Genomic DNA, 13467 nt, shown 5'->3' with positions numbered 1-13467 from the left:
TTTAGTCATCAGAAGACTCCACAATAGATTCTCTGTATTTGTGTAAAATTTTAGACTTAGAAAGCATCCCAATAAATTTTCCTTTTTCTATTACTGGCAAAAACCAAGCATTGGTTTGGTCAAATTTTAGAATAATTTTGGTAGGTCTATCGTTTGGTTCTATTTGTGCTGGAGGAACCGTTACAATGTCAGCTAACAATAGTTTCTCATGTCTGTTTTTATCTAATAAGAGATTGATGTTTTCTTCTAATTGAACTATTCCTATAAATTGATGCTCGTCATCTTCTACCACGAAAATATTTTTGTCGGTTAGTGGAATTAATTTTACCAACTCAGAAACAGACAAATTCACGTTGATGGGTTGATAATCTTTTTCGATTAATTTTGAAATGTTGAGCAATCTCAGCGCTGCTTTATCTTTATTGTGAGTAATTAATTTGTGTTCTAGGCTCAGATTATAGGTATAAACAGAGTGTTTGTCTAGTTTATTTTTGACCACATACGCTGTAAGAGAAGTGATGATAAGTGGCAAAAGTAAATTGTAACCACCCGTAATTTCTGCAATTAGAAAAATGGAAGTCATGGGAGCGTGCATTATGGCAGACATTACACCAGCCATACCAACCAATGCAAAATTATGTTCAGAAACGTTGATGATTTTAGAAGCATTGATAATTCTAGAAAAAGTGAATCCTAAAATTCCCCCAGCAAAAAGTGAAGGCGCAAACACACCGCCAATTCCACCAGAAGCTGTTGTTAAGCTACTCGCAATTATTTTTAAGAATAGTACACCAATTAAGAAAAGAATAAAAAAAGCTTCACTATTCGCTTCTGAATAGAAAATGGTGTTATTCATTATTTCTTTAGGAAATCCCCTTCCCAGAATGTTTTGAAGAGAAATATAACCTTCACCAAATAATGGTGGAAATATAAAAATCAATAGACCAACGCCCAAACCTCCTAAAATAGACTTTACATAAATGTTTTTATATTTCTCAAACTTAGATTCAATATATCTGGTGATTTTTATAAATAATAAAGCATACAAACCACAAAATACACCTAAAATGATATAAATTGGAAATTTAGTTTTATCAAAATGTTGAAATACCGCAAAAGAAAAAGTGACGTTTTCGCCCATCATAAAAAATGAAACTAGGGCTCCCGTAACTGATGCTATCAAAAGCGGAACGATAGACCACATGGTTAAATCTATCATCAGAACTTCTAAAGAAAAAATAATAGCAGCAATAGGCGCTTTAAAAATTCCTGCAATGGCAGCAGAACACCCACAAGCGATAAGCAATGTTCTGAGCTTGAAATTTAAATTAAAATATTGCGCAAAGTTACTTCCAATGGCCGCTCCGGTGTAAACTACTGGCGCTTCTAGACCTACAGAACCCCCGAAGCCAACGGTTAAACTACTGGCAACTACAGAAGTATAAGTGTTGCTTTTTTCAATTTCGCTGCGTTGTTTAGAGATGGAAGCTAGCACTTTTCCTACGCCATGACTGATGTTCTTTTTAACGAAAAATTTTATATAAAGGACCGTCAAAAGAATCCCAATGGCTGGTAAAAATATCGTCCAAATGTAATAATGTTCGGTGTAATCTGAGTAAACAAATTCTTCAGTCCAATGCACTAGGTTTTTAAGAAAGACGGCAGCCAAACCACCTATCAATCCTACAATGGTGCTCGCAATGTATAGAAAGGCTTGAGGGTTTTTGTATTTGAACTTCCTCAGTAGAACGGGGATTTTTCTTTTGTCTAAAAAATTCATTTTTCTTGAATGAAAAAAATCATAGACAAATTTAGTGTTTTAATCTATTACTCGTTCCTTAATTGCTTAAAAATTATTAAATTGCATAGTTGATAAAATTAGAAATTAAACAATTATTACAAGTCTAAAAATGAAATTTCTTACAGAGTATCGCAATCCAGAATTGGTAAAATTTTATCTTTCTGAAATAGAGAAAACCGTGACCCAACCTTGGAATATTATGGAAATTTGCGGTGGACAAACCCATTCTTTGGTCAAAAATGGTTTGCTAGAATTGTTGCCAGAAAATGTAAGAATGATTCATGGGCCAGGCTGTCCAGTTTGTGTTACGCCAATTTCTTTGATAGATAAAGCCGTCGCTTTAATGGAAAAAGGGGTGATTCTCTGTTCTTTTGGGGATATGGTGAGAGTTCCGGGAAGCAAAAAGTCTTTGCTTCAAGCCAAAGCTGATGGTGGAGATTTGAGAATTTTGTATTCGCCATTAGAAGCGGTTAAAATAGCAGAGCAAAATCCAGATAGAGAAGTGGTTTTCTTTGCTGTTGGTTTTGAAACTACAGCTCCGAGTAATGCTTTAAGTGTAGTTCATGCACAAAAATTAGGATTAAAAAATTTCTCACTTTTGGTTTCACACGTTTTGGTTCCGCCAGCTATGGAAGCTATTTTAGACGATGAATTTTGTAAAATTAATGCATTTTTAGGCGCTGGACATGTCAACACAATTATGGGGCTGAAAGAATATCATCCTATTGCAGAAAAGTATAAAATCCCAATTGTAATCTCTGGTTTTGAACCTGCAGATTTACTTCAAGCGATATATCATGCTGTTCTTCAACTCGAAAAAGGAGAGTATAAAGTTGAAAATTGCTACGAAAGATTAGTAAAAGAAGAAGGAAATTTACCTGCGCAAAACGTGGTGAACGAAATTTTTGAAATTGGCGAACAAGAATGGAGAGGAATTGGGAAAATCCCAGAAAGTGGATTGGTAATGAAAGAAAAATATGCGGAATTTGATGCCTCCAGAAAATTTGACATTTCTAATTCTGCCAAAAAAGAAGAGAATCTTTGCATCGCTGGTGAAATATTAAAAGGTATAAAAAAACCTGTAGAATGCCCACGATTCGGGAAAACGTGCAACCCCGGAAATCCACTAGGTGCACCTATGGTTTCTTCAGAAGGAGCGTGTGCAGCATATTATCATTATTCATAAATTGAAACTCATCATATTAAATTTCAAATTTAAAACCTCAAATCAATTAAATGTTTAAAATATTTCTTACCATTTACGCAGGATTAGAACACGCTTTTGAAGCCGACCATTTGTTGGCGGTCAACACGCTTGTCTCTCATCGCGAAAATTTAAAACAATCCATTAAAGACGGAATTTTTTGGGGCATTGGGCATACCACCACCATATTTTTGGTAGGTATTTTAATGATTGGCTTCAAATTTAATATTGGTGAAAATATTTTTAAAAATTTCGAAGCAGGTGTGGGTATTATGCTCATTTTTCTAGGAATTTACAGAATGTATAAACTTTATTTCCCGAAAGAGCATACGCATACTCACAATACATCTAGAGCTGCTTTTGGCGTAGGGTTAATACATGGTTTGGCGGGCAGTGGCGCTTTGGTGGTTTTGGTGATTTCTCAGATGAAAACCCCGTTAGAAGGTCTTGTTTATATTTTAATTTTTGGTTTAGGTTCTATTTTTGGGATGTTTTTGGCGGCCTATTTATTTAGTATCCCCTATACCAAATCGCTTTTAAAATCTAAAAAATTGCAAACCAGTTTGGTTATTATTTCTTCATTGCTTTGCATCATTTACGGCGGAAAAGTAGTTTACGAAAATCTTATGTTGTAGAATTTGGGCAATCCCCAATTTGCAAAATTTCCCAGCGCTAAACCCGAACAATTTTGCAAAAAGGGTCGGGCTTTTCGTTTAAATTCCTTACTCGCTTTCAGCGGTTGCGGGGTTTCGACTGCAAACCTAACGAAGTGGTTCGACGAAGTCAATCCCCATTGCGAAGAAAATTAGAAAAAAAATTGAGAACAATCTTAAAACAACATTTTTGTTATTACGAAGGAATCTCAACAAAGAATCTACAAAATAAATTTAGATTCCTTCGGAAAGACAAACTTTGCGAAAACTTCTAAAACACCAACTTCTTCGGCAAATTATGCAACAACTCCGTGTTAATAATCTCTGCACAAATCGAAGGTTTTTCCCAATGTCCGCAATGTCCGCAATCTAGAACGTATGTTTTAATATTCGTTTTATCAGGAAGTACTTTTAGAAGATTTTTGGTTTTTACAGCATTGTCATATTTCCCTGCAATGATCAGGATTTTGGCATCTAAATTTTCTAAAATTTGGGTGCGATCTGGTCTTTCAGCCATTCCTAGTTGAGCCGCTTTTACCCCTTCTTTGTTGGTAGATTTTGCAATTTTTTTGGCGAGTTCTATTTTACCTTCTAAAATATCTTTTTCGTTATTGCTAAAAAGATTAGGGATGCTGGTATTGACAAATGTTTCAAAATTTTCATCAATCACGCCAATGCTTCTTCTGCGAATTTCTTTTTTTTCTTCGTCATCTGCCAAAGTAGTAGAAAAAAATAGTGTCATACTTTCTACCAACTCAGGAAATTTCTCAGCAAAAGCCAAAGAAACGTAACCTCCCATAGAATGCCCTAAAATATTGATTTTTTTAAAATTAAGTTTTTCTATGACTTCTTTTACTTTTTCTGCCATAAAATCCATAGCATTTACTGCGTTGTAATTTTCAGATTTTCCGTGGCCTGGTAAATCGATTTTGATTAAAGTAAACTCCTGAGAAAGAGAAGGTTCTATATCATTCCAGATTTCAGAATTTTCCATAAAACCGTGAAGTAAAACCAATGGTTTTTTGCCGTTTCCTGATATTTTGTAGTGTAACATAAGCAATTATTTGATTTTTATATTTGAGGTTTGAAATTTGAAATTCACAATCTCAAATAATTCATTTCAAATTTAGTAATGAATATCGATATAATCTACAAAACCTTCAGAATTAACTTTTTGTTGAAGTCTAAAAAATTTTCCTTTTCCTTCGTCTCGGAAGGTATTGCTTTTCTTTTTTGACTCTGTTTTTCCGTTGATGGTTTGTGTTATTTCTCCGTAGAAATTGATGTGTTTTTTAGTAACACGGTCAGCTTTGCCATCAATGATTAGTGAGTTTTTTCCTGATTTTGCTTGGCCTTTTACTTCGTAGCCATCACTCATAATTTTGATGAATTTCACTGTACCAGAGAGCGTAGTTCCATCGTCTGCGGAGAATGTAAGTTGGTGAGTGCCGCTTAAATCTTCAAAATGATTTTTGCTATTGAGTGCTCTAATGCTGTCATTATGTTTTTTAATAATCACATTCATAGAGTCTATAATTTTGGTGCTGTCTATTTTTTTTGCGTTGTTTTCTCCGTTTTTGTTGCAGGCGATAATGGCGAATGCTAAGGGAATTAAAAAAAGTCTTTTCATGGTTATGATTTTATTTGATTAAATACAAATTTAGAATAAAATTTCAAAAAATCGGGAATAGAAAGTTGGAATTTTTTACCAAAATTTAGATTATGCTCTAGATTATTTTAAAAATTCTAAAACAGCAAATAGACTGATTACCGAAATAACAATCCAAAGAATAATGCCTAGAAATAAGGGTTTGATGCCGATATTTTTAAGATTTTGGAAAGACAACCCTGTTCCTATGAGAAATAATGACACTTTGAGCGAAGATTTAGAAAAATCTACCATATAATTAGTAACTTCTTTAATCGCAGGAAAATAAGAATTAACAAGAATTGCCAAGACGAAAAAGCCGATGAAATAAGGGATTTTCACCTTGCCATCACTTTTATTAAGTAACGAAAAAACAAATGAAAGAGGAATAATCCAAAGTGCGCGTGCAAGTTTTACGGTGGTGGCAGTTTGCAGTGCTTCGTGGCCATATTTGCTGGCTGCGCCAACTACAGAACTGGTATCATGAATGGCAATGGCGCTCCAAATTCCGAATTGGTTTTGTGATAAATTAAAAGCCTGACCAATTTCTGGGAAAATGAATAGTGCAAGCGCGTTTAAAAAGAAAATAATACCCAAAGAAACCGAAGTTTGTTTAGAATTTGCCTTTAATATGGGCGCAATAGCAGCAATGGCGCTACCGCCACAAATGGCTGTGCCGAATGAAATAAGTTGAGTGATGATTTTGTCAATTTTGAAAAAATATCCGAGAATGATTCCCAATATTAATATTAATGCAATGCTGAAAACGGTAAACCAAAAGCCTTCTGAACCTGCTTGTAAAGCTTGTTGGAGATTGATTCCGAAGCCTAAACCTACAATAGAGACTTGTAAGACAATTTTTATTATTTTGTCAGCATTAAAAACCTGACTAAAAATATTGACGAAAATAATTCCTAAAAAAAGCGCAATAGGTGGTGAAACCATAGGGAAAAAGCTCAATGTAGCAAGAATGATGAACAGAATTTTTAAGAAAATTTTATTTTGAAACATTGCGTTTTTTTTATACGAATGCAAAAATATCAAAAATGGAACTCTATTGTGTAACTTTTGTTACAAAAGAAAAATGCTTAATAAAATAGTTTTGTTAAAAAGTATATTATGAAAAGAATATTAAATCTATTACTTGTAATCGTTGTTTTGGCTTCATGCTCATCGCCTAAATCAGCTGGAATTCAAACAAATTCAACAGAACAAAAGGAATTGAGTGTAAAAGATGAAGTAGCAAAAGGTGCGCTAATGGTAGATGTAAGAACACCAGAAGAATTTGCATCTGGTTCTGTAAATGGTGCTATCAATATTCCTCTGAGTGAAGTAGAAAGTAGAATAAATGAATTCAAAGGAAAACCTGGTGTGGTAGTTTTCTGTAGAAGTGGAAACCGCAGCGGACAAGCCAAAAAAATTTTAGAAAGTAATGGTATCAAAAATGTAATCAACGGAATAAATACCGATACTATAAATGCCGAATTGGCGAAATAAATAAAAGCTTGAGGACTTTTCTCAAGCTTTTTGGTTTATTTTATTTTTTCTTGGTATACTGTTTTTTCTACATCAGAAATTTCGCTGATGCCGTATCTTTCAGATTGGGTGATTTCCATCTCGTCTAGCATATCTACAAAATTGATGTATTTGGCGTCATCTGTTGGTTTTATAATTACTGTAAAAAGTTCTTTTTTAGGAGCGCTATCTTTTGCGTTTTCAATGATTTTGGTAATGCCAGAACTAGAGAAAGTGGTTTCTTTTAGTACATTGGTGTTTAAGTCTTTTTTCTCGCCTTGATAATAGAAAACTCTATTGTTTTTACCAATAATAAAAGTGATTTGGTTTCTCACGTCTATTACAGTTCCGCTTTCTTGTTCGCCAGCAGGCAAGCCAAGATTCATTACATTGGGTTTAGAAAAACTAGTTGCTAACATAAAAAATGTAATCAACAAAAATCCTAAATCTACCATAGGTGTCATGTCTACACGAATGATTTTTTTCTTTTGAAAACTTTTTCCGTTTTGTTTTTCGGGGGTTGTCATTTCAGCCATAATTGTAAATTTTAAAAAATTAAACGAATTGTTTTAAATAATGATGATTCATTATTTAATTGTTAAACAAAATACAATTATTATACCGAAAGTTAAAAAATGTTAAATAAATGAAAATAAAAAAAGCTTGAAATGTTTCAAGCTTTTAGAAGTTGTGTTGTGTGAAAAAGAATATTATATGAATGTAATTAGTTTTTTTAAACTTTCTGCAATGCCAAGTTCTACATCTGCATATTCCTTAGAATTACACTCTATCCATAGTTTGTTTGCCAATTCTGGATTGTAATTAGAGTTGTTTTCTAGCTTATAAATTAACTGAGTAGAAATATCGTTTAGACTTTTTGATAGAGGTAAAAAACTACCAATAATAGGTGCATTCTCATTGAGTTTTACCAATTCAGAATGGTTGTTTTTCCATTTTTTTAGAAATTCTAAAATTTGTGATTTTACCGTTTCATTGGTTTTATTATTAGTAAATTCATTAACCAAGTCATTGAACAAAACAGCATCTGAAGCGTCTGGAGTACAGGCGTCTGCAAAAAGAGTGAGGGGAGAATACATCTGATATTCTGTGCCGCCTTTGTTTCTAGAATATAATTTTAGAGGTTCGCAGATTTTTGAAAATTCCTCTACTGCCGATGTATTTTGATTGTTGCTTATGTTTCTTAGAATTACGCCTTTGTTTCTTAGGTGTGTAATCCCTAATTCTTCTAGTCTTACTGATACAGAAGAAAGTCTTCTTTTCATGTCTTTAACATCTTTAACAGAAACATCAGACCAAAGTCTTTCTGCAATGGCTGCTGTTCTAGGCCAAATTCTAGAATCGATGGTAAGAGGAGAGGCTAATTCGCTCCACATGGTAGCTTCACCACCCAAAATATTTTCGATTTCTGATTTATTAAGATTGAATTTTTCATTGATTGGTTCTGTGAGGTAATGATTTTCTACCCCTAAGACTAAATCTATATAAAATCCATTAGAAAGTACAGTTTTATAGCCATTTTTAGCAGCTTGAGCTAATGATTCTCCGGCAGGTTTACCTTCATTTGGTCCTTTCCAAGCGTGTATGATGGCTTCTTTAGACATTTCGTTGGTCATAATTTCTTCCCAACCCATTAATTTTTTGTGATGTTTCTTGAGCATTGGGACCAATTTCATGGTGAAATAAGTCTGTAAATCGTGATTAGTTTTTAAGTTTTTTGATTTTTTAAATTCTTGAATTTTAGGATTGGCATCCCATTCTTTACCTTCGTTTTCATCACCACCAATGTGGAAAATATCACTAGGGAAAAGAGGGCAGACTTCATCGAATATTTTTTCAAGTATTGTATAAGTTTTAGGATTGCTAGGGTCTAGAGTAGGGGTAAAAATGCCTGCATTTCTTTCTACAGAATATTTAAAATTTGGAGTACTTCCAATTTCTGGAAAAGCTGTAAGGATAGCAGAAGCATGGCCAGGAACGTCTATTTCTGGTACTACCATAATCCCTAAATCAGAAGCATATTTTACCACATTTTTTATTTCTTCTTGAGTATAATAAAGTCCATCAGAAGCTTTTTCGTGGAGTTGTTTCAGGTTTTTCATTTCTATTCTCCAACCTTGGTCATCTACCAAATGCCAATGAAAAACATTCATCTTCACGGCAGCCATAGCATCTAGATTTCTTTTGATGACTTCTATTGGTTGAAATCTTCTTGCCGCATCTATCATCAGTCCTCTCCATTTGAATCTAGGGTTGTCATTGATAGAAATTAAAGGGAAATAGTAGGTTTTGGAGTTGTTTTGTAGTAATTGGAGAAGAGTTTCTAAGCCATAAATTGCCCCGATATCTGTATTAGCGGTAAGATTAATTTTGTCTTCCGAAACTGATAATTGATAGCTTTCATCACGATTAAGGTTTAGAGAAGCTACATTTTTAACCGAAATCTGAAAATTAGCACCCGGAAATTCATTATTCTGGGTAATGAATCCTTGATTAAAAAATGTACCTGTTCTGCCGTCTAATCTTCTTAAGAATTTAGAAGCCGCTTTATAAACTCTATCGCTAGAAGCTCCATTAATATTGATTTTAAAATCTTTATTTAGAATGAAGTTTCCAGAATTTACTTTAATTTCCTTTGGCCAAGGCATCAAGTTGAGTTGTTCTTTTTGAACTTGCCCAAAAGAAAAAATAGAAAGTAGTAAGGTGATAATTGGGTATTTCATTTGTGGTTATTAATTAATCAACAAAGATTTTTTTAAAATCTCGCAGATTATGTGATGGTACCACATAATCTGGCGAGAAAGAAAAACACATATGATGAAAAACTCTTTTCGAGGTTGTTGATTAAAATTTTTAGGTTAATATTCAAATTTTTTGAAGGCTTCTATGGCCTCGTATTCTGCAAGCCCTAGTTGGTTGTAAAGTTTTGCAGTATTTTTATTTCTATCTTCGGCTCTTACCCAGAATTCTCTAAGGTCATTTCCTTGGAACATTACTTTGTCTTTCTGAGATTGATGGAAGAGGATAGAATGTCTTTTTGCCAATACTTCGTCTGGGCTTAGTGGAACTGCCATATCTATTTCGTGAATGTCCCATTCGTGCCAAGCTCCTCGGTATAACCAAAGCCAGCAGTCCTTCATATAAGGTTTGCTTTTGAGTTGTTTTAAAGCAGCGAATATAACGTTAAGACAAACTTCGTGCGTTCCGTGTGGATCTGCTAAGTCACCTGCTGCAAAAATCTGATGAGGTTTAATCTTAGAGATAATTTCTGAAACTAAGTTGACATCTACTTCAGTCGGTGGATTTTTTTTCACGTAGCCTGTTTCGTAGAATGGTAAATCTAGAAAGTGAACATTTTCATTATTTAACCCAAAATATCTTACCGCAGCATAAGATTCTCTTCTTCTGATAAGACCTTTCAGTTTTCTTACATCTAAAGAATCTATCTGGTTTTCATTTTTATTGTTTAAGAAATCTATTACATTCTGAAAATTAATTTTGCTATTGTCTTCTCCTACAAAGTCATTGCAAACTTCAGCAAATTTTAATGCTTCGGCATCTGTAACAGCTATATTACCAGAAGTTTGGTAAACTACGTGTACTTCATGTCCTTGTTTAATTAATCTATTAAAGGTACCTCCCATAGAAATTACATCGTCATCTGGGTGTGGACTGAAAATAATGACTCTTTTCTTAGCGGGATTTGCTCTTTCTGGTCTATGAGAATCATCGTGGTTGGGTTTACCTCCGGGCCAACCAGTGATGGTGTGCTGCAGTTGGTTAAACATTTTGATGTTTAAGTCATAGGCAGAACCCTCCTGAGCCAATAAGTCAGACATTCCGTTGTTATTGTAGTCTCTGTCTGTAAGTTTTAAAACAGGTTTTCCGGTAGTTTCGCAGAGCCAAACAATCGCTTTACTTCTTAATTCTTTGGTCCAAATACATTCTCCCACTAACCAAGGAGTCTCGAATCTGGTTAATAGAGAAGCAGCAGATTTATCTAAAACAAAGGTAGCATTAGGGTGATTTTGTAAAAATGTAGCAGGGATATCACTGCTTATTTCCCCTTGAATGGTTCTTTTGATGATTTCCGCTTTGTTTTGTCCCCAAGCTAGAAGTACAATTCTCTTAGAACGCATAATGGTAGAAACACCCATTGTGATGGCTCTTTTCGGTACATTTTCTAAACCATTAAAATCAGAAGAAGCATCTACACGAGTGATGTGGTCTAAGGTGATGATTCTGGTTCCGGAATTGATGTGTGAGCCAGGTTCATTAAAGCCTACGTGCCCAGTTCTACCAATTCCTAAAAGTTGAAAATCTAGTCCACCTGCATTTTTGATTTTCATTTCATAATCGATGCAGTACTGATTAATTTCGTCAAATGGAATGGTGCCGTTTGGGATATTGATATTATCAGGATGAATGTCTATATGATTAAACAAATGCTGATGCATAAAGAAATGATAGCTCTGCTTATTGTCTCTAGACATTGGGTAATATTCATCTAGATTGAAGGTGATTACATTACTGAAGCTAAGATTTTCTTCTTTGTGCATTCTTACCAATTCTTCATACACTTTGATCGGTGAAGAACCGGTAGCAAGGCCTAAGACGCAATTCTTTTTTTCTTTTTGTTTAGTTCTGATTAATTCAGCAATTTCCCACGCTACAATCTTTGATGCTTCTACAGAATTATCAAAAATTTCATTATGGATTTTTTCGAAACGAGTTTCCTCAAACTGACCAGCAGTTTTATATGTGATGTCTCTTTGGGTATAATTATTTTTCATCTTGAGAAAGATTTTAGCATTTACTTTTTTGTGATTATTTTATTTCAAAGTTAGAGGTGTTTTTAGTCTAAAAAAAATAAAATAATCTAAAGGCTTTATTCTTTATACCAACGGCAATTATTAATAGATAATCTGCTTTAAATGGTTTTTTGTAGATAAAAATTGATAAATTCTGTTCTTAAAAAAATGGTATAAGCATAAGTACACTTATACCATTTTTAGAATAATCAATTATTTTTTTAATTATTTATTGGTATCCCACCAAAGATTAGTTCCACCGTTATCAGGGCCACCAAGTAATCCTACAGCCGCCGCTACATTAGCAGAGTTAGCAGCTTTTTCACTTGCAGGGAAATTAATTCTCTTGATGAATTTATCTGTGCTGATGGTGCCTCCACTTTTATTTAGTTTTACTGGGAAAAGTTTAGGATAGCCTGTTCTTCTGAATTCTGACCAAGCTTCTTGTCCATCTGGAAAAATAGCAATCCATTTCTGAGTAATGATTTTCTCTAGTTTTACAGCATTGGTATCACCATTGTTCCAAGCGATGTTTACTTTTGATACTGCTGCTGTATTATTTGCAGCATTATTAGGGTCTGTATAATCAGTTGGCAAATTGGTAGAATTAGCAATGTAAGCTGTAGCATCTAAACCATATTGTTGAAATGAAAGTTGGATACCTTTGTTGTATGCATTTTCTGCTGTAGCGCCATTGGTGTTCCAGCCTTTTAGGCTAGCTTCAGCCAATAAAAATTGTACTTCGGCAGAGGTCATAATCTGAATTTTTTCTGTGATTGAAGTAGTAAGTGTAGAGAATTTAGCATAAGCATCTTTTCCACCGTTATTAGCAATATCAATCCCTTGTCTTATCCCTGCATAGTTTCCATTAATAGCAGATTTTTGAAAATATTTACCTGTTCTTGGGTCTTGGTAACCGTTTAAGATAGACTCCATAGAAGCCCCCATTCTGGTATCACCCCAAGAGTTAGCAATTACTCCAACTGGGTGAGGTTTTAAAACCATTAAATCATCAGCATTGCTAGAAAGTAAACCTCCGTTATCAGCGATTGCTTTTTCTGCTTCTGTTTTTGCTTTGGCAGGGTCTATGTTAGAAATTCTAATAGCCAATCTTAATCTTAAAGAATTTGCAAATTTGATCCACTTGTCTAAATCACCACCAAAACTTGTGATATCACCACTAGGGTCTACTTTTAATCCTTTAGCTTTGGCGTCTTTTAATGTAGTTATTCCTGCATCTAAATCTGCAAAAAAGGCATAGTAAGCATCTTTTTGAGAGTCAAATTTATCAAAACCAGGGTTTTCATTTAGGTGGGTGTAGATAATTGGACCATAGATGTCACTTATCCTATGCATACCTGCTACTTTTAGGATTTTTGCAAGTCCAACATACTGAGGTAGTTTTAAGTCTGTAGCTCTACCCTCTACTTTCCAAGCATTTGCCATTACTCCTTGGTAAGCAATAGTCCAAGGGAATTGATTCCAACCATCAATTAAGTTATAGTGGGTATTGTTAGAATCACCAGCAAATGGAGTAGGAGGTGTCATATAACCTGAATACACATCACCCATTAGGTTTTGTTGTAATTGGTACTGCCATTCTGGAGTAACAATTACGATATTTGACATAAGATTTACTAGAGGTCCTTTAACGATTGATAAATCTTGTAAAAGTTGCTCTGGAGTTTGTCCGTACTCATCATTTATGTTTCTGCTTTCATCTACAGAACAAGAAGAAGCCGAAACTAAAGCAGACAAAATAAGCCCGTACTTTAATATGTTTGTTTTAAATTTTATTGTTTTCATTCTTTTTCTTT

Annotated in this window: 11 protein-coding genes; 3 read left to right on the top strand and 8 right to left on the bottom strand. The window is 34.1% G+C overall.

Features of this window, described 5'->3' with window-relative positions:
• Window position 1 precedes the first annotated feature (1 nt).
• Window positions 2–1780, bottom strand: coding sequence for a chloride channel protein (locus IEW40_RS04270; RefSeq protein WP_188616855.1), 1779 nt, complete (start codon window positions 1778–1780; stop codon window positions 2–4).
• 130 nt (window positions 1781–1910) lie between these two features.
• Here IEW40_RS04270 and hypD point away from each other — a divergent pair, with 130 nt between their 5' ends.
• On the top strand, window positions 1911–2987 hold the full coding sequence (gene hypD / locus IEW40_RS04265; protein WP_188616854.1) for a hydrogenase formation protein HypD: 1077 nt from the start codon (window positions 1911–1913) through the stop codon (window positions 2985–2987).
• Between the two features lie 50 nt (window positions 2988–3037).
• Window positions 3038–3640, top strand: coding sequence for a HoxN/HupN/NixA family nickel/cobalt transporter (locus IEW40_RS04260; protein WP_188616853.1), 603 nt, complete (start codon window positions 3038–3040; stop codon window positions 3638–3640).
• Window positions 3641–3929: 289 nt separating this feature from the next.
• Here the strand turns inward: IEW40_RS04260 and IEW40_RS04255 are convergent, their stop codons facing one another.
• From IEW40_RS04255 to IEW40_RS04245, 3 genes are all read right to left on the bottom strand, one after another.
• Window positions 3930–4712, bottom strand: coding sequence for an alpha/beta fold hydrolase (locus IEW40_RS04255; protein WP_188616852.1), 783 nt, complete (start codon window positions 4710–4712; stop codon window positions 3930–3932).
• A 72-nt stretch (window positions 4713–4784) separates the two neighbouring features.
• Window positions 4785–5288, bottom strand: coding sequence for a hypothetical protein (locus IEW40_RS04250; RefSeq protein ID WP_188616851.1), 504 nt, complete (start codon window positions 5286–5288; stop codon window positions 4785–4787).
• Between the two features lie 102 nt (window positions 5289–5390).
• A complete protein-coding gene (locus IEW40_RS04245) occupies window positions 5391–6317 on the bottom strand; it encodes a YeiH family protein (protein WP_188616850.1) in 927 nt (308 codons plus the stop codon).
• A 108-nt stretch (window positions 6318–6425) separates the two neighbouring features.
• On the opposite strand from IEW40_RS04245, the gene IEW40_RS04240 reads away from it, so the two are divergent.
• Window positions 6426–6803: a rhodanese-like domain-containing protein gene (locus IEW40_RS04240; protein ID WP_188616849.1), complete on the top strand. Its 378-nt coding sequence runs from the start codon at window positions 6426–6428 to the stop codon at window positions 6801–6803.
• 35 nt (window positions 6804–6838) lie between these two features.
• On the opposite strand, the gene IEW40_RS04235 is transcribed toward IEW40_RS04240, so the two are convergent.
• From IEW40_RS04235 to IEW40_RS04220, 4 genes are all read right to left on the bottom strand, one after another.
• On the bottom strand, window positions 6839–7357 hold the full coding sequence (locus IEW40_RS04235; RefSeq protein ID WP_188616848.1) for an ExbD/TolR family protein: 519 nt from the start codon (window positions 7355–7357) through the stop codon (window positions 6839–6841).
• Between the two features lie 174 nt (window positions 7358–7531).
• Complete coding sequence (locus tag IEW40_RS04230; protein ID WP_188616847.1) at window positions 7532–9562, bottom strand: beta-N-acetylhexosaminidase; 2031 nt, start codon at window positions 9560–9562, stop codon at window positions 7532–7534.
• 135 nt (window positions 9563–9697) lie between these two features.
• The gene (gene nagB / locus IEW40_RS04225) at window positions 9698–11632 is read right to left on the bottom strand and encodes a glucosamine-6-phosphate deaminase (RefSeq protein WP_188616846.1); all 1935 of its coding nucleotides are present in this window, start codon (window positions 11630–11632) and stop codon (window positions 9698–9700) included.
• 243 nt (window positions 11633–11875) lie between these two features.
• Window positions 11876–13456 carry a SusD/RagB family nutrient-binding outer membrane lipoprotein gene (locus IEW40_RS04220; RefSeq protein WP_188616845.1) on the bottom strand — a complete coding sequence of 527 codons (1581 nt, stop codon included), beginning with the start codon at window positions 13454–13456 and terminating at the stop codon, window positions 11876–11878.
• Window positions 13457–13467: the final 11 nt, after the last annotated feature.

The sequence above is a fragment of the Cloacibacterium rupense genome, from assembly GCF_014645495.1.
In the GTDB taxonomy this organism is placed as follows: domain Bacteria; phylum Bacteroidota; class Bacteroidia; order Flavobacteriales; family Weeksellaceae; genus Cloacibacterium; species Cloacibacterium rupense.
The sequence above is the reverse complement of the archived record's forward strand: the minus strand, read 5'-3'. Positions and strand labels throughout refer to the sequence as shown.

What these genes read in the sequence shown, in the direction of transcription:
- IEW40_RS04270 (WP_188616855.1), bottom strand. Translation starts at nt 1,780, where the DNA reads ATGAATTTTTTAGACAAAAGAAAAATCCCCGTTCTACTGAGGAAGTTC.
- hypD (WP_188616854.1), top strand. Translation starts at nt 1,911, where the DNA reads ATGAAATTTCTTACAGAGTATCGCAATCCAGAATTGGTAAAATTTTAT.
- IEW40_RS04260 (WP_188616853.1), top strand. Translation starts at nt 3,038, where the DNA reads ATGTTTAAAATATTTCTTACCATTTACGCAGGATTAGAACACGCTTTT.
- IEW40_RS04255 (WP_188616852.1), bottom strand. Translation starts at nt 4,712, where the DNA reads ATGTTACACTACAAAATATCAGGAAACGGCAAAAAACCATTGGTTTTA.
- IEW40_RS04250 (WP_188616851.1), bottom strand. Translation starts at nt 5,288, where the DNA reads ATGAAAAGACTTTTTTTAATTCCCTTAGCATTCGCCATTATCGCCTGC.
- IEW40_RS04245 (WP_188616850.1), bottom strand. Translation starts at nt 6,317, where the DNA reads ATGTTTCAAAATAAAATTTTCTTAAAAATTCTGTTCATCATTCTTGCT.
- IEW40_RS04240 (WP_188616849.1), top strand. Translation starts at nt 6,426, where the DNA reads ATGAAAAGAATATTAAATCTATTACTTGTAATCGTTGTTTTGGCTTCA.
- IEW40_RS04235 (WP_188616848.1), bottom strand. Translation starts at nt 7,357, where the DNA reads ATGGCTGAAATGACAACCCCCGAAAAACAAAACGGAAAAAGTTTTCAA.
- IEW40_RS04230 (WP_188616847.1), bottom strand. Translation starts at nt 9,562, where the DNA reads ATGAAATACCCAATTATCACCTTACTACTTTCTATTTTTTCTTTTGGG.
- nagB (WP_188616846.1), bottom strand. Translation starts at nt 11,632, where the DNA reads ATGAAAAATAATTATACCCAAAGAGACATCACATATAAAACTGCTGGT.
- IEW40_RS04220 (WP_188616845.1), bottom strand. Translation starts at nt 13,456, where the DNA reads ATGAAAACAATAAAATTTAAAACAAACATATTAAAGTACGGGCTTATT.